The 16,823-nt window shown below is 71.3% G+C and carries 8 protein-coding genes; all 8 read left to right on the top strand.

The window, feature by feature from the left end:
- The 8 genes from G6N16_RS00240 (at position 1) to G6N16_RS00205 (ending at position 16,818) form a co-directional block, all read left to right on the top strand.
- Entirely contained in the window at positions 1–3,099 is a 3,099-nt protein-coding gene (locus tag G6N16_RS00240; RefSeq protein ID WP_234805845.1) for a vWA domain-containing protein, read from the top strand.
- Complete coding sequence (locus G6N16_RS00235; RefSeq protein ID WP_083030873.1) at positions 3,099–6,650, top strand: tubulin-like doman-containing protein; 3,552 nt, start codon at positions 3,099–3,101, stop codon at positions 6,648–6,650. Before G6N16_RS00240 ends, G6N16_RS00235 begins: the two co-directional genes overlap by 1 nt.
- Before the next feature lie 2 nt (positions 6,651–6,652).
- On the top strand, positions 6,653–9,313 hold the full coding sequence (locus tag G6N16_RS00230) for a hypothetical protein (protein WP_163787708.1): 2,661 nt from the start codon (positions 6,653–6,655) through the stop codon (positions 9,311–9,313).
- A gap of 2 nt (positions 9,314–9,315) precedes the next feature.
- Positions 9,316–11,523 carry a SaeA-related protein gene (locus G6N16_RS21670; protein ID WP_083030876.1) on the top strand — a complete coding sequence of 736 codons (2,208 nt, stop codon included), beginning with the start codon at positions 9,316–9,318 and terminating at the stop codon, positions 11,521–11,523.
- The gene (locus G6N16_RS00220; protein WP_083030877.1) at positions 11,520–14,003 is read left to right on the top strand and encodes a GAP1-N2 domain-containing protein; all 2,484 of its coding nucleotides are present in this window, start codon (positions 11,520–11,522) and stop codon (positions 14,001–14,003) included. The genes G6N16_RS21670 and G6N16_RS00220 overlap by 4 nt, the downstream gene beginning before the upstream one ends.
- Positions 14,003–14,923 (top strand): hypothetical protein, encoded by a 921-nt coding sequence (locus tag G6N16_RS00215; protein ID WP_083030925.1) that lies wholly within the window; start codon positions 14,003–14,005, stop codon positions 14,921–14,923. Before G6N16_RS00220 ends, G6N16_RS00215 begins: the two co-directional genes overlap by 1 nt.
- Positions 14,920–16,098, top strand: coding sequence for a hypothetical protein (locus G6N16_RS00210; RefSeq protein ID WP_083030879.1), 1,179 nt, complete (start codon positions 14,920–14,922; stop codon positions 16,096–16,098). Before G6N16_RS00215 ends, G6N16_RS00210 begins: the two co-directional genes overlap by 4 nt.
- A gap of 120 nt (positions 16,099–16,218) precedes the next feature.
- Positions 16,219–16,818, top strand: coding sequence for a TetR/AcrR family transcriptional regulator (locus G6N16_RS00205; RefSeq protein WP_110810834.1), 600 nt, complete (start codon positions 16,219–16,221; stop codon positions 16,816–16,818).
- Positions 16,819–16,823: the final 5 nt, after the last annotated feature.

Here is a 16,823-nt window from a genome sequence, read left to right as displayed (position 1 = left end):
ATGCGATCCGCTCTGTCTCGATTCCTGCTGCTGTCGGCGGTCCTGGCGCTGCTGTTCGGACTGGCCTCCTCCGGCCTGTTCGCCGGCATCGCCCGCGCCGAAGCCGACAACCGCGCCGTCGACCGCTACGGCGCCTGCCTGGCCGGCCAGAAGGCCGGCGACCTGCTGCTGCTGATCGACGAGTCCGGCAGCCTCAAAGACACCGACCCCGCCGCGGCGCGGGTCAAGGCCGGCCAGTACCTGCTGGACACGCTGGCCCGCTACGCCGACCGGACCTCGGCCAAACTCGACGTCGCCATCGCCGGGTTCTCCGAGGACTTCCAGATGCGCCAGGACTGGACCGGCCTCAACGGCGGATCCGTCGAGAACGTCAAGAACCAGCTGGCGCAGCTGGCCAACAACAACTCCGGCGCCGACACCGACTACTTCCAGGCGCTCGACGGCGCGCGGAGCCAGCTGGCCACCCGGGCCAAGGGCGACGCCAACCGGTGCCAGGCCATCGCCTGGTTCACCGACGGCAAGATCGACTTCACCAAGCGCCCGGGTACCCGCAGCTACGCCCCCGGCGTGGACCTGAACAGCGATGACGGCGTCAACCAGGCCATCACCGCCGCGACCGAGGCGATCTGCAAGAAGGGCGGCCTGGCCGATCAGCTGCGCACCTCGAAGATCGTCATGCTGGCGGTCGGTCTGGGGGATCAGCAGTCGGACCAGGACTTCGACGTGCTGTCGGCGATCGCGACCGGCAAGGGGGTGGCCGGCAAATCCTGCGGCAGCATCACCGATCCGGTCCCCGGTGGGTTCTACCGCGTCTCCAACATCGACGACATGCTGTTCGCGTTCGACGCGCTGAACCCGGACCCGAAGATCGAGGACACCAAGCCGGTGTGCCAGCCCGGCCAGCCGTGCGAGGAAGGCCGGCACAACTTCGTGCTGGACCGCTCGGTCAAGACGGTCACCATCCTCGGCTCCGGCGGCGTCGCCGGTATCGAGCCGTGGCTGTACTCGCCGACCGGCGCCAAGGTGGATCTGCCCAAGAAGGACGGCAAGTCCGAGACCACGCTCGACGGCATCCCGGTGACCTATGAGTGGAAGTCGGATTCGGCGCAGGAGATCACCATCGCCGGACCCGACAATCCCGCCTGGGTGGGGCAGTGGGCGCTGGTCTACGTCGATACCACCGGCCAGCACGCCGACGCCATCTCCAAGACCAATATCCACATCACCACCGACATCTTCCCGGCGGTGACCATCGACGACGCGAAGCCGTGGCGCGCCGGGCAGGTCACCAAGGGCGTCGTGTTCGGCCTGGTCGACGGCAAGAACAAGCCGATCGATCCGAGCTCCATCGCCGGTGACGCCACCCTGTCGGCCTCGGTCGCCGTCGACGGTTCGGCCCCGGTGCAGGTGCTCAAGGACGTGCCCAAGACGGCCATCGCCACCCCGGTCGATGTGGACCTGACCTCGCTCAAGCCGGGTGCGGCGACGGTGAAGATGTCGCTGACGATCAAGACTGCGGCACCGCTGGACCCCGAGGGCAAACCGGTGCTCGACGCCGCGGGCAAGCCGATCGAGGGTACCGTGCTGAGCCCGCAGAACAAGGACATCCCGATCACCCTGCAGCCCAAGCTGGGTATGCCGGTACCGGGTGACACCATCAAGTTCGGCGATGTCGAGGGCACCAAGGCAACCGCGAAACTCGAGGTCACCGGTCCGGGCTGCGTGTGGATCGCCGACGGCAGCAAGCCCGATGTGCCGGCGGCGCCGGAGGCTCTGGGCACCATTGCGGTGACCTCACCCAGCAACGGTGGGACCAACTGCCTGAAGATCGATGAGGGACAGAAGGCGGAGTTGCAGGTCGACCTGTCGACCGACCACGCCGACAACGCCAGCCTCAACGGCAAGGTGACGCTGAACATCGCCCCGAAGGACAAGCCGAACGAGTCCGAGACCATGGTGGTGGCGTTCAACGCCAACATGATCAAGCCGATCAGCCCGCTGAACTTCGTGCTGGCTCTGATCGCCGCGCTGCTGCTGGGCCCGGGCATCCCGCTGGCCCTGCTGTACCTGTCCAAGTGGTACGTCGGCAAGATCCCGGGCGCTCCCATGCTGGCCCAGCGCATCCCGGTGGAGATCGACCACGGGGTGCTGCTGCGCGATGGCGAGCCCTTCGAACTGGCCGAAACCGACCTGGTCACCCCGGTGCCCGGGCTGGCCAGCGGCGTTCGCACGCTGACCGTCGAGGGCGTCACCCTCAAGGTGGTGCTGGGCCGTAGCCCGTTCGGCACCGCGCACGTGCGCGTCGACGCACCGGGCCTGCTGTCGGCTGGCTCGGAGCTGCCGTCCACCGACGAGTCGGGCGTGCAGGCGGTGCTACCGCTGGCCGTGCACGGCAAGTGGGTGCTGCTGCACGATCCGCGCGGCCCCCAGGACCGGGCCGAGGTGCTGATCATGGTCGGCGGGCAGACGGACATCCCGGCCCGGGAAAAACTGTTCGAGGAGATCGAGCGCAAGCTGCCCGACATGCTGTCGGGCCTGCGGGCCCGGGCCGGCGCGGCGAACCTGGTGCCGGTCGGCGCCGGTGCGTCCGACCCGTCACCGTTCGGCGGCGACCCGATGACCGGCCCCGGCGGCGACCCCTTCGGCGGTGATCCGTTCGCCGGAGATGCCTTCGGTGCGTCTCCTGCGCCGTCCTTCGGTCCCCCGCCCGGCGGTGGCTTCGGTGCTCCCTCCGGCGGTGGCTTCGGTAGCCCGCCCGGCGGCGGATTCGGCGGCCAGGGCGGCGGATTCACCGACCCGTTCGCGGCACCGCTGCCGCCGCAGGCGCCGCAGCAACCCCCGATGCAGCACCAGCGGCCTCCCCAGCAACCCCCGATGCAGCATCAGCCGCCGCCGCAGCATCCCCCGATGCAGCAACCCCCGCGGCCCGGTCCCGGCATCTACGACCAGCCGGTGCCGCCGTCGGCCATCGACCATCAGGGCGAGACGATGGAGGCCCCGCACCCCCGGTTCGGGAACCAACCCGCACCCGCTGACGACTCCGAAACGACCCGGCAGCGTCCGATCAACCCGTTTGACCCGTACCGAGGAGGAGCTTGATGCGACGTTTTCTGGTCGTGGGATGCGGTGGTTCCGGTGGCGCCACTCTCAGCTACATGATGGACCAGTTGCGTTCGGAACTGCTGGCCGCCGGCGTGCACTCGCTGCCGACGGGCTGGCAGTTCGTCCACATCGACGTCCCCAGCGGCGCTGAATCCGGTCCCGACGGGTTGGCCAACGTCCCGGCGCAGGGCGGTACCTACGTCGGCACCGGGCCGCAGGGCTCCAGCTACGCCACGCTGGACAGCGCGCTGTCGCAGCGGCTGGCGGCCGAGGGCGCCCTGGACGCCATCGGGACCTGGGCGCCTCGCTCACCCGAGGGCGTCACCAACCCCATTTCGGCGGGCGCCGGGCAGTACCGGGCCATCGGCCGGATGATCACCCTCAGCAAGGCGGGCGAGGTCCGCCAGCGCCTGCAGACCGCCTGGGACCAGCTGTTCCGCGTCGAGGCGATGTCGGAGATGGCCCGGCTGAAGGTCCCCGGCATGGGCCGGTTCGACCCGAACGAGCCGCCGCTGGTGCTCGTCGTCTCGTCGATGGCCGGCGGCGCCGGTGCATCCATGGCGCTGGACATCTGCCGGCTGCTGACCCTGGTGCAGGGCCTGGACCCCAAGCTGATGGGTGTCTTCATGGTCACGCCCGACATCTTCGACTCGCTGCCGGAAAGCGCCCGCATCGGTGTGCGCGCGAACGCGCTGGCCATGCTCGGCGAGATCGTCGCCAGCCAGTCCGGTGCCGCCCGCGACCACGACGTCCGCATCCTGCGGGCCCTCGGCCAGCAGCACGGCGACGGCGAGCCGATCCCGTTCGCCCGCGTGTTCCCGGTCGGGCGCTACGTCGGCGCCGACCGTACGCTGTTCGGCGACGGCTCGCAGAACGCGGTGTACCGCGGGCTGGGCCGCGGCCTGGCCGGGCTGATGATGTCCGGCACCGCCAGCGACCAATTCGTCTCCTACGACCTCGGCAATACCGCCTCGCCCGCCGGTGACCGCGACCTGCTCGGCTGGGGCAACAAGGTGTGGGACCCGCTGCCCTGGGGCACCTACGGCTTCGCCAGCCTCAGCATGGGCCGGGATCGCTACGCCGAATACGCCGCGCAGCGGCTGGCCCGCAGCGCCGCCGACAAGCTGCTGTTCGGTCACCTGCAGCCGGGCAACCCGGCCTCGGGCACCGAGCAGCTCGACTCGCTGCTGGACAGCCAGTGGGGCGCGATCTGCAACGGCATCGGCCTGCCGCCCACCACCGGCGACGAGAACAGCCGGATCCGGGTGCTCGGCGGCTGGATGACGAACCTCGCGCTGCCGCCGCGCCAGGTCGCCGGGGTCTGCAACACCATCATCGAGCGCCAGCTGCGGCCGTATCTGCCGAACCCGGCGGGGATGGCCGGTGAGCAGTGGGTGCCGATCTTCCGCCAGGCCGTCGCCAACCGTCGCGGCCCGCTGGCCCAGGCGGTCAACGAAGCCGGTTACGCGCTGGCGTTCGCCTGGCACAGGGAATTCGCTGAGCGGGTCAACACCGCCGTCACCCGGGCCGTCGCGGACTTCTCCCTGCCGTATGCGCGCGGCATGGTGGACCTGCTGCGCCGCTTCATTGACGACCAACTGGCAACGGCCATGGGTGATCTCGGCTCGATGGGGCCGAAAGACATTGTGGCGCTGGCGCCCAACGTCGAGGGCACCCTGATGTCGCTGCACGGCGTGATGGCCAACGCCGACCAGGTGTTGTTCACCGCGCTGGACGGGTTCCAGGGCAACATCCGCCGCGCCCTGTACGCCAGCGCATCGCAGAAGATCGCCGAGGTGTTCAAGGTGTTCGGCGGCGAGGTGCTGGCACCGCTGAGCGCCGCGCTGTCGGAGGCCCAGGTGCTGCTGGAGAACGCCCGCGCCGAGCAGCCCTCGGACGTCGGTCTGGCCCGGCTGGCCACCGACCAGTACGTAGCCTGGCCGTCGGACGCCGACGAGCTGGTGCCCGGCCGGTTCGCCGAGGCCAACAACGAAGTGCTGCTGATCAATTCGACGGCGTTCAAGGCGCGTTACGAACTCGACCTGCCCAAGGCGCTGGTCAGTGGTCCGGGCTCGCCGCCGTTCTACGCCGCGGTCGCCGAGAGCACCGCGCGGGTGATCTCCGGGCTGTGGCCGACGACCGGTGGTGTGCCGGCGCCCGGCGGGTTGGTCGATCTGACGTCGACCTGGGTGAGCCGGGCCTTCGGCTCCGACCCGGAGACCGGTGCCGCACTGGTTCCGGCGATGGCGCAATACGACGTGCACACCCGGCCGGCCGAACTGCTGGCCCGGGCGCGCACCTACATCGCCCGCCCGGGTGAGGCGTTCGACGAGTTCTGCAAGGTGTCGCTGCGCGACTTCATCCAGGGCGTGGGCGCCTCGGAATCCGAGCTCGGCTCCCGTCGTCACGACGTGGTGGTGAAGTTCAACGAGGCGCTGTCGCTGGCCCGGCCGCTGGCCAGTGTCAACGACCAGAGCCTGCAGGCGGTGCACCCCGGTCAGCAGTTGGAGTACCGGTACAAGTTCTCCGAGATCCCGTTCCTGGGGCAGGCGGTGGCCAATGAGCTCGCCGATGCGCTGAAGTCCAACCCCCGCATCGACCAGGCCACCCGGGACAACTACGGGCGCGCCATGTCGGATGAGGACAGCGTCACCCACATCGACATCTTCGGCTCGTACCCGAACTACTCGCCGTTGGCGTTCGACTCGGTGCTCAAACCCGTTGCCCAGCAATGGTCGTCGACCGCGGGTCCGGCCCGGGTGCCGTTCTGGCGGTTGCGCCGGTCCCGCCCGCTGCAGGCCTCGCTGCCGATGGGCGACGACGAGCGACGCACCATGACGGCCGGCTGGTTCCTCGGGCAGGTCACCGGCCGGATCCAAATCCCGCCGTCGCCCTACACCGAGCCGGTCCGGGTCTACGACGACGAGCACCAGCAGTGGGTGCCGTTCCCCAACCCGCTGCTGACCCCGCCATCGGAGTTCACCGCCCAGTACGACTGGCTGCCCGCGGTGCTGGAGGGCATCCTGTTGGCTATCGCCCAGTCGCTGGAGCCGCCGGCAATGCGGTCGCTGCGCCCGTACCGGGTGCTGCGCGAGCTGTATGACTCCAACTCCCAGGACCCGGCCAGCGGCATCGTGGAACTGGCCGCCGTGTCCCGGCTGGCGGACTTCCTGCGCAACGGCAGCACCGGGAAGCTGGCCTCGCGCATCCCGGAAATCGCCTCCGCCACAACGGTGTCCGAGCGGGCCGATGCGGCCGTCAAGTGGCTGGAGACGGTCCGCGACCTGGCCGCCGAGTACCTGCCCGCCGGCAGCCCGGGGGCGGCCGAGGGCGGCGTCTTCACCACCGTCACCACCCGCGCCAAGGCCAGCAAAACCCCGATCTTCCGGGACCTGGCGCCGGACGTGTACTGGGCCACCGACACCCTGTGCGCCAAGATCCGCGAGGCCGAATCGCTGGTGGCCACCCCGCTCGCCGGTGCTACCGGATCCGGCGGCGCCGACGGCGGTGGCGAGGACCTGCATATCCCTGAGGGTGGGACGTTCTGAGGATGAGCAACCCGAATTCAATGACCGTGCTGTTGGTGCCGCGCGGTGAATCCTCGGAAATCATCTCGGTCCTCGCCGACTACTCGGCGGTCGAACTGGTCGACCCGTTCGTCTGGGTGGATCCCGCCGACATCGGCAGGACCTCGATCCCGGCCACCTTCGTCCACGGCGGGCGGTCGCACGCCGATGTGCTGCAACGCATCCTGACCGAGCAGCGCTATCAGCGGGTGCGGGTGGCGGTGCTGGTGCCCGCCGACGCACCGGCCGACTGGCGGGCGCCGCGGGCCGCCGAACAGGCGCTGGAGCAGGCGGTGCGCGCCGCCGTCGTCGGCACCCCGATCACCCTGCTGCGCATCCTCTACACCCGCGGCATCCCCGAACCCCGCGGCTACGACCCGGCGATGGTGCTGGAGGGCTGGCACAACCTGCTGATCGCGCCGGAGGATTCGGCGGGCCCGACGCTGGGCTCGGTAGTGGTCGAACGGCTGGCCGACCCGCTGGACGTGGCCACCCTGGTGTCCCCGGTGGTGGCCGCCGCCGCCGGCCTGTACAGCGGCATCGGCCGATCGGTGTTCGACGAACTGCCGATCCTGCCTGGGCACACCGTGCGCGCGGTGCGGGCCTACTACCGCCAGCTGGACGCCCTCGGCGTGGAGGACCAGCTGCGCATACAGCTGTTCGACGCAGGCGGTCGGCTGCCGTTGCCGCGCAGCTCGGCGGGCAACGTCGTCTACGTGCAGGACACTGGCCTGGCCGCGCAGACCGCCGCCCGGGCGCTGATGACCAAGCACCGGGAGGTGTTGCGCGGCAGCCGAATGCAGGTCGGCGCCACCGACGTGCAGGCCATCTCCTCGGCCGAGGCGCTCAAGGCGTTCATGTCGTTTTTGGGTGCCGCACTGCGCAATGCGCCGGCCGCCTGGCTGTCCGGCATGCTCGGCTCGGTGCAGTCGGTGCTGGCCAGCACCGTCCAGCACGCGGTCTTCGGTGGCACCGACTCGGCCTACTCGGTGGTCGCCAACGCACAGGTCGCCAGCTGGCAGGAACTTGGCCGCGGCGCCGACGCGATGAGCTCCGAACTCGGCGCCCAGCCGGGTGCCGGTCAGCTCGTGCAGACCGACCTGTCCGGGCTGTGGAACGACTACGTCAACGGCGCCTTGACGCTGGCCGACGGCGGCCGGCGCAGCGCGGCGATGGAACCGATCGCCGTCGGCGCCGGTATCGGCGTGCTGCCCCGGGCCGCCGACGTGGTGCCCTCGGCCGCCGACGCCTTCACCGACATCCCGGCCTCGCTGGCCGCCGTCGTCGGTATCCCCGCCCTCGCCGGCGGCGACGTGCTGGGCACGGCCGAACTGCGCGGCCGGCTGGAGTCGAACTTCTCCGACCCCGCCGCCGGGGTCGAGGCACGGCACACCTTCGAGGCCCTGCATCAGTGGGACGGCACCGTCGGGCGCAGCTACGCCGCCCAGGTCGGCTCGATCATGGCCGACTTCATGGGCCGTGCTCGCGCCGAGGTGTCCACCCTGGTCGAGCAGATCCGCGTCGCCGCGGCCCGCCCGGACGTCGACGCGCAGCTGCGGGAACGTCAGCGGATCATCTCGCTGATCATCAGCACTGCCGGCTGGACCGTGCTGGTCGCGCTGATCGTGCTGTTCTGCGGTCTCATCTTCCACTGGGGTCACACCTGGTGGACGGGGGAGTTCGTCGCCTGGGTCGGTGGCTCCATCGTCGTCATCTACTTCATCGCCGCGCTGATCTTGTTCATCGTCGGGCAGCGACACCTGTTCGCCGAGCTGAGCTTGCGAAAATCCCGGCTCGGCGAACTGGAGGCCATGCAGTTCAACCTGCGCAGCGCCGTGCAGGACCTGAGCCGGCTGTCGGCGGCCTACGGCCAGCTGCTGGCCTGGAACCGGGTGCTCGGCGAGGTGCTGCGGATGCCGTTCGGGCCGGTCGCGCCGCCGCGGCCGCGCCGCCCGCACATCCTCGACGGGCTGCCCCGCTCCACCCAGGTCGGGGTGGCCGCACCGGTGGAGACCGAGGCCGAGGCGACCGCGCATAACCTGCAGCGTCGGCTCTACGGCGTCGGCTGGCTGACCGGCCCGTGGGAGCAGATGCTGGCCACCGCGGCCCGCCAGGTCCGCGAGGACCCGGCCGCCCTGTTCCGGATGGGCGGGGTCGGCAGCGGTTCCGGCCTCGACGGCTGGTCGCACGCGGTGGCCACCCACCAGGTGCAGTCCGAGGGCGCGACCGCGCTGTGGGGTCGGGTCCAGGCGATGTTCGACGACCCGGCCAGCGGCATCGCCGAGGCGCTGACCGCGGGGGTGTTCGTGCCCACCACCGGTCGCCAGGTCTCCCCGGCGGAGTTCAGCGCGGGACTGCTGGACAAACGCCGCGCGAGCGTGCCGGTTCCGTTCGACGCGGCGCTGTTCACCCCGGCCGCGGCCACCGCCGGCCGCGGCGCCGTCGCCGTCGACGAGGGGGATGTGGCGCGCAGCGGGCTGGAGTACCGCGCGGTCGTCGTACAGGTGGGTGAGGGGCTGCCCAGCTACGAGTTCGCGATGTTCGCCCAGGCCGTCGAATCGCACGAGTTCGAGCCGACGACGGCGATCCGGGCCCTGGGAACCGACGGCGAGGACACCCCGCCGTCCGAATCGATGGTGTTCTAGCAATGGGCGATTCACAGCCGAACAACGAGACCGACGATCCGCGGTTGGCGGCGCTGCTGCGCTGGCGCGAGGAACTGATCGCGGCGGGCACCGTCTCGCCGGCCGCGTTCAAGGAGGCTCACATCCGGCTGGTGCTGCGCTCCGGGCGCACCGACGTCGACCAGCTCCGGGAAATGCTGCCCGGCGCGGTCGCCGAGCACGCCGAGGATATGGCCCGGGTGCTGTCCGGCGCCGAGCCGGCAGGCCCCACCGCCGCGGCGGAGCGCAAGCCCGGCGCCCACCGGGCACCGGAGGCGCCCGTCGCCCCGCCGGCCCCGGACCCCTCCGAGGCCACCGCGATGATCCGTCTCCCGGCGCCGGGCACCGGCTCCACGCCGCGCATCGCGCCGCCGGTGACCCTGCCGCCGGTGCAGTCCGGTGTCGATGAGCCGGAAACCAGCGCCATGTCCGGGGCCCCGGCGCCCACCGAGGCCCCGCGGCCCGCCGAGCCTGCGCCCACCGCGGCTCCCCGGCCGGAACCGGTGCCGCAGTCCGGGTTTGCGCCCTTCCAGTTCGCACCGATGCCCGATCGGGTCCCCGACATCCGGCTGCGCCGTGCCCCCGGCGGCGGCCTGGACCTGAGCTGGGCGGAGCACCCGTCCGGCGAATCCCACGTCATCTACCGGGTGGTGTCCAGCGAGGAATCCCGCGGCTACTCACCGGATCACGGATTCCAGATCGCGGCCACTCGCGAGGCCGCCGCCCGCGACGCCCGCGCGCTGACCTCGGCCATCCGGCACCTGCAGGTGTGGGCCTATGTCGGCGAGGACGCGGCCGCGGCGATGGCCGCCCAGCCGGTGCTGCACGCCGCGGGTGTCGTCGTCGGGGGCCTGAGCCAGGTCGAGGTCCGCGAGGACTCCGGCCGAGTGATCGGCCAGTGGCAGGCGCCTCCGGGCGTGGTCGCCGTGCACATCTACCGGATGCCCGCCGAACTGGCCTCCCGGGCCGGTGCCGCCTTCCGCATCCAGGCCGGCACACCGAATCTGACCGGCTTCATCGACCAGGAGATCGAACGCGGCCGACGCTACGTCTACCAGCTGCGCTGCGAAGTCGAGGTCGACGGCCAGGTGCGGCTGTCGGACTACGTCGACGCCGACATCCGAGTGTCGGCGGTGGTGGTCCCGGTCGACGACCTGAGCGTCACCATGCACGCCGAGCGCAAGGACGTGGTCTTCGACCTGGAATGGACCGCACCGGAGTTCGGGCGCGTGTTGTTGTACCGAACCGCCGAACCGCCGGCCGCCGGAGCGCGTGACTCCGAGTTGGAGGAGAGCGCGCTCGAACACGTCGGCCTGCCGCGCTCGGCAATGCTGACCCACCCGGTGGCCGAGCGCCGCGAACCGGACGGCTCGGTGAAGTCCACCATGGCCGGGGTGCCCTGGCCGCACGAGTGGCATCGCGCCTACTTCACCCCGGTGACCGTGCTCGACGGGCGGGCGCGGCTGGGCCGCTCCGAGTCGTCGGTGCGCACCGGGCTGATCACCGACGTGTCGCTGGTGGAGTACTGCAACAAGCAGGTGCTCACCTTCGACTGGCCGCAGGGCGCGGCCGCGGTCCGGATCTTCATCGCCCCCAAGGGACACGACCCGGCGCGCGGGCTGACCGGTCGCAGCTTCGAGATCTCGCTGGCCGACTACGAGCGCAGTGGCGGAATGCAGTTCATCAACGACCTGCCGCCGGCCGGCTGCTCGCTGCACCTTCTCCCGGTGGCCTACAGCGCCGGGCGCCCGGTGCAGGGCGCTCCGGCCTCCATCGAATACGGCGGGCTGGCCCGGTTGTGGTACGAACTGCGCACCATTCCCGACACCGCCACCGGCATGCCGGCGCTGGCCGCGGTCCGCATCCGGTCCGAGAACGACATGTTCGGATCACCCCCGTTCGTCATGGTGCACAACCCCGATCGAATTCCGTTGAGTTCCACCGACGGAACGCCGGTCGACATGGTGCGCCTCGACGACGAGGGACGCCCGGCATCCGGTGCGGTCAAGACGTTCCAGTGGAGCACGCTGGCAAAGGCCGGCAGCAATGAGACATGGGGGGGCGATGTGCGCGGGCTGACGGGGTGGATTCGGCTTTTCGCCGACTTGGATCCGCAACGATTGCGCCGGTTCGCGCTGCTGGACCCCCACGTCGACGCATTGCGCCTGCGCGGCGGGCAGCCCCAGTCATGACCGACCGCTTCGCCCAACTGACCTACACCTCGTTCGACACCCCCGGCTCGGCCGGCGGCTGGCAGGTGAAGCAGACCACCGGGTCGATCACTCCCGCCGAACAGCACGTGCTGGTGACCGGGGTGCACACCACGCTCAATCCCGTTGAGCCGCTTCCTCAGTACCCGACACCCGAGCAGATCGCGGCGCTGCCGCGGCGACTGGGCTACCGGCCGATCGACGCCGGTGCCGCGTATTGGCACACCGTGCCCGCCGGTCCGGACAGCACCGGACGCCCCGGGAACGTCTTCGCCCACGTTCTGCTGGATCGGATGCCGGTGCCTTCGGCGGTGCGCCCGATCGAACGCTGGGGATCGCCGGGCTGGCTGACCCCCTACGGCCCGACCGCCGTCCGGGAAGCCGAACTCGGCGACCGGATTCCGGAGACGACGGCACTGGTCAGCACCCAGGCCGTCGTCGACTTCGCCTGCGACGCCACGGTCTGGCGGCTCGGCACCGCGTGCGTGCTGCTCGACGCCGTGCTGGCCGCCATGCGCTCGAACTCCTCGGTGGTGCTGGGCGTTTCCTCGCTCGAGCACGCCGCGCTGTGGATCGGCTTGGTGAGTCGGTTCATGTCCACGGGAACGGCTGCTGCACTGAGCTTCTCGACCTTCGACCGGCCCGACGAGCTGACCGCCGGCAACACCGAGTTCCTGATCGCGGTACCCGAATCCGACCTCGACGCCTGCGCCGAACGCGGATTCTTCGTGCTCGGTGAATCCGAGCCGGTGTCCCTCGGGGCACTGGGCGGTCAGCCGCACCGCACCTCCCGAGGCCAGCAGGTGCCGGTGACCGAGTGGTCGGCGATGGCGCAGGTCGCCCTGATCGACCCGACCGACGCGACGGTGATGTTCGACCAGATCGACGACGCCGCATCGCGATTGGACGACACCGGACTGCACCCGGCGCTGCCGATGGCACTGTCGGTGCTGGCTCGCGAAGAATTCGCCGACGCCGTGCCGGAGGCCCGGTCGGTGGTCGCCGAGTGGGCGCCGCCGGGACTGGCCGTGCAACCGGAGGTTGTCGCCCTGGTCGAGGGCGAGGTCGTCCGGCGTGCCGGCACCACCACCGAGCAGGCCGGACGTGCCGCCGCGGCGGCGACGGGGGTGCTGGCCACCGCGCTGACCGGTGTGTATCTGACCCGCGCGTGCTCCGACCCGGCCTGGCTGGACCGGCCCGGGACGCTACCGCTGCCACAGACCGGCCTGAGCGTAGAGGCCCTGGGCGAACCCGTCTGCACCGACCTGGTGGCACGGCTGACCGCACTGCGCGGCGCCGGACCGATCCGGCTGCTGCGCGCAGCCGACCTGCTTACCGCGGCCGGCCTGGGTGCGCTGGCCGAACCGCTGCTGAGCTCCGATATCGCACCGGCGCTGGCGAATCCGAACGTCGGCCCGGACCTGATCGCCCGGCTGCCCGGCCCGGTGTCGCCGCAGCTGCGGGCCGCCCTGGCGGCCCGGCTGGTCGGCAGCCCGGAGGCCGCCAACAACGCGCTGCGCGGCCTGCACCCCCGGCTGGTGAGCTGGCTGGTCGACGGCCAGCCACGCCCGACGGTGTCCGCCGCCGCGGCCGCCGAACCGGGCGCCGCCGGCTGGACCGCGACCGTGCTGCACGCCGTGCGCGCCGTGCAGAGCGGCTCCGCCGATCCCGGCGACCGCAAGCTCGCCTACTGGTGGCTGCGCCGCTTGGGCACCGGTCCGGACCGGCTCACCCCGATCGCCGGCACCGAGGGCTGGACCATCGCCGAACTGCTGGCCGCCGGCGGCACCACCGGACCGTTCCCGGACCGGGCCGCCGCCCGCGCGCTGGCCGCTGGCGCCGGTGACGCCGACACCACCGAACTGGCCACCCGGGTGATCGCCGCGGTGCCGGGCGACGAGTCGGTGGCCGTCGCCGCGGTGTGGGCGCTGTCCCCGGCCGACTGGGTGGCGCTGAACTACCTGGATTCCCACTTCGCCGCCTACGTGCCGTTCTGGGACGACGTCGCCGATCTGGCCCCGGGCGCGGTCAACCGCGCCTTCCTCCGGCGGGTGCTGGTGCTGTCGGTCCTGGGCGCCACCGTCGGTGCCCGGCCGCCGCGGTTGCTGGCAGGCGCGCCCATCGACGACACGCTGATCGCCGAGGCGATCGGGCAGGTCGACACTCTGCTGGCCGACGGTGTCATCGACCCGGCGACGCTGCTCGCCGCCGCCGCACTGTCCGCCGACTCCGGGCTTCCGTCGCCGGGGGTCGGGCCGGTACTGGCCGCGGTGGCGCCCCGGTGGGCGGGCCGCGTCGATCCGGGCGCGGTGGCCGAGGCCGCGGCCCGGCTGGCCGGCCCCGACGGGGAGGGTCGCCGGGTCAGCCGCATGCTCAAGAAGCAGTTGTCCGGGTGGCAGGCCGAATCGGCGAATCCCGTTCCGGCCCATCCCGTTCCCGCCCAGACACAGTGGAGTCAGTGATGCCGATCTATCTGTTGGGGGCGCGGACGCCCCGGGTGGAGATCCCCAACGAACCGTTGGCAATTTCGATCGCCGGGCAGGTTGGCGGGGCCGCGCTGTACATCGCCGCGGAACCCGGCCAGCACATCGTACGGGTCAACGCCCAGCTGGTGGTCCTGCCGACGGTCTCCGGACCGATCACCGTCGGCGTAGAGCCGGCCGGCATCCCGGCGTTTCCGCACGGCACCGTCGTGCACCTGGGCATCGGTCCGGAGTCGACGTCCGACCTCGACCCGGTGCAGGTCACCTTCGAGCCGGTCGACGTTTCCGGCGCCGGCGCAATGGAACTGGCGGGTCTGAGCCCGGCCGGATCGGTCATCGAGGTCGAAGCGCGCGCGGTGGCCGACACCCCGCTGGGTCCGCTGGCCAATATGGCCCGCACCGCCGCCCGCCGCGGCAGCGGCACCCGCCAGCGCAGCCGCGGCGGCTCGTTGCGGATCGCCGTCGACGCGTCGGCGTCGATGCTGCCGGCCTTTGCCGACGGCAGCGTCGCCGCCGCGGTGGACGTGATCATCGGCGTGGCCGACGTCGCCGGGATCAACCAGGTCGACGCCGTGCTGGTCGGGTCTGCACCGGTCGGCATCACCGCGCCGCTGGCCGAGCTGGCACAGGCCGTCGGCCGCGCGCAGGTGCGCTTCTCCGCGGGTGCCCGCTGGTCGGCGATCCCCGACGGACCCCGAACCGTGGCCATCACCGACGGCCGGGACTTCGCCGCCGGCGGCCGGTTTCCCGCGTTGCGGATCGGCGACGACCCGCGGCTGGCGGCGGCCGGCCCGGTGCTCGTCCCGGCGCCGCAGGGCGTGCCGATCGACCGCTTCCTCACCGAGAACACCGGCGAACTGGAGAAGGTCGCCGCCGCCCTACTGCGAGTACTGACATGATCCCCGGCCTGGTCACCAAGTGCCCACGTTGCTTTTCGATCATCGACGACAACGCCTACCTGTGGACGGTGTCGCCGAATGTGCCCGGGCAGCGCCGCTACGCCGACCGGGTCGGCGCGGCCTATCACGGCGCCCCGGTCGACATCGGCGCCATGCACGAGGTCCGGCGGCCGCCGGGCTACCACGGCCCGCTGCCGTCGTCGGCGATGGAGGCCAGCCAGGCGCTCGGCGGTCCGGCGATCGAGATCTGCCCGGTATGCCACTTCGTGCTGCCCACCGGCTGGCGCTCCGGACAGGCCATCTGCATCGCGATGGCCGGTGCCCGCGCCACCGGTAAGAGCCTCTACGTCGCGGTCCTGATCAAGCAGTTGGAGCAGCTCTGCGAGCGACTCGGGGTGTCGATGGAACCGGCGACTCCGGCCACCGCCAACGCCTACGCCACCATCTACGAACGGCCGCTGTTCGAGCAGCGCGGCCTCATCCCGCCGACCCCGGCGTCGCACACCCAGGCGTCGTACCAGCGCGAGCCGCTGGTCTACAGCATCGGCTCCTGGAACGGGCTGCGCCGGTTCGTGGTGCTGCGCGACGTCGCCGGTGAGGACCTGGAAGCCGGTGACCTGCACGCGCCGCACTTCCACTTCTTCCGCAACGCCGACGCCCTGTTCTTCATGTTCGACCCGCTGCGGGTGGACATGATCCGGGAACAGCTGCACGACCTGTTGCCGCCGCAGTCGTTCAGCGGCGGCGACCCGCGGTCGGTGCTGTCGAACCTGCTGCTGGCGGTCGGCGACGGCCGGCCCCGGCTGGCGGTGATCCTGTCCAAGTTCGACGCGCTGCGGGTGCTGGCCGACGTGCAGGGCTCGGCGTGGAGCCGGGTGATGTCGAACCCGGGCGCCGCGTTCATGCGGGACAGTTCCTCGTCGAAGACCTACGACGACGCCGACGGTGCCCTGCTGCACGAAGAGGTCCGCAGTCTGCTGCAGCGGCTGCACGGCGGTTCGATCCTGGCTGCGGTGGAGAACCCGGCCAGCGGCGTCCACCTGCCGCACCGCTTCTTCGTGGTGTCGGCGTTGGGCCAGCCACCCGTCGGCAACCGGCTCAACCACAAGGGCATCGCGCCGTTCCGCTGCGCGGACCCGCTGCGTTGGGTCACCTCCAGCTTCGGAGCGCTCTAACCACGCCTGCCGGCGCTCCCCGGCGGGAGGGGCACCGTGGTCCGCCGGAAGTGCGGCGCGCTGTAGCCCGCGCTGTAGTCCGGCTGTACCGAGCAAGCGCTTGGTTGATACGCTGGCCGAGTGGACAGAGAACCGCCCAGCCGGCGCGATGAGCTCTTGGAGCTCTCCGCGCAGATGTTCGCCGAGCGCGGACTGAAGGCGACGACGGTTCGCGACATCGCCGACGCCGCCGGGATCCTCTCCGGCAGCCTCTACCACCACTTTTCCTCCAAGGAGCAGATGGTCGAGGAGGTGCTGCGCAGCTTCCTGGACTGGCTGTTCGCCCGCTACCGCGAGGTGATCGACACCGAACCTGATCCGCTGGCCCGGTTCCGCGGGCTGTTCATGGTCTCCTTCGAGGCCATCGAACACCGGCACGCCCAGGTGGTCATCTACCAGGACGAGGCCAAACGGGTCTCCAGCCAGCCGCGCTTCGAGTTCCTCGACGAGCGCAACCGCGAGCAGCGGCAGATGTGGCTCGAGGTGCTTCGCGAGGGCGTCGACGCCGGGGTGTTCCGCACCGATATCGACGTCGACCTGGTCTACCGGTTCATCCGGGACACGACGTGGGTCTCGGTGCGCTGGTATCGCCCGGGCGGGCCGCTGAACGCCGAGCAGGTCGGCCGCCATTACCTGCAGATCGTCCTCGGCGGTATCGCGCCGAGTGGAGCCGAGAAATAGGGAGT

Source organism: Mycolicibacterium insubricum, from assembly GCF_010731615.1.
In the GTDB taxonomy this organism is placed as follows: Bacteria; Actinomycetota; Actinomycetes; order Mycobacteriales; family Mycobacteriaceae; genus Mycobacterium; species Mycobacterium insubricum.
Note: the sequence above shows the minus strand (reverse complement) of the source record. Positions and strands in the feature narration are given on the sequence as shown.

What these genes read in the sequence shown, in the direction of transcription:
- G6N16_RS00240 (WP_234805845.1), top strand. Translation starts at nt 1, where the DNA reads ATGCGATCCGCTCTGTCTCGATTCCTGCTGCTGTCGGCGGTCCTGGCG.
- G6N16_RS00235 (WP_083030873.1), top strand. Translation starts at nt 3,099, where the DNA reads ATGCGACGTTTTCTGGTCGTGGGATGCGGTGGTTCCGGTGGCGCCACT.
- G6N16_RS00230 (WP_163787708.1), top strand. Translation starts at nt 6,653, where the DNA reads ATGAGCAACCCGAATTCAATGACCGTGCTGTTGGTGCCGCGCGGTGAA.
- G6N16_RS21670 (WP_083030876.1), top strand. Translation starts at nt 9,316, where the DNA reads ATGGGCGATTCACAGCCGAACAACGAGACCGACGATCCGCGGTTGGCG.
- G6N16_RS00220 (WP_083030877.1), top strand. Translation starts at nt 11,520, where the DNA reads ATGACCGACCGCTTCGCCCAACTGACCTACACCTCGTTCGACACCCCC.
- G6N16_RS00215 (WP_083030925.1), top strand. Translation starts at nt 14,003, where the DNA reads ATGCCGATCTATCTGTTGGGGGCGCGGACGCCCCGGGTGGAGATCCCC.
- G6N16_RS00210 (WP_083030879.1), top strand. Translation starts at nt 14,920, where the DNA reads ATGATCCCCGGCCTGGTCACCAAGTGCCCACGTTGCTTTTCGATCATC.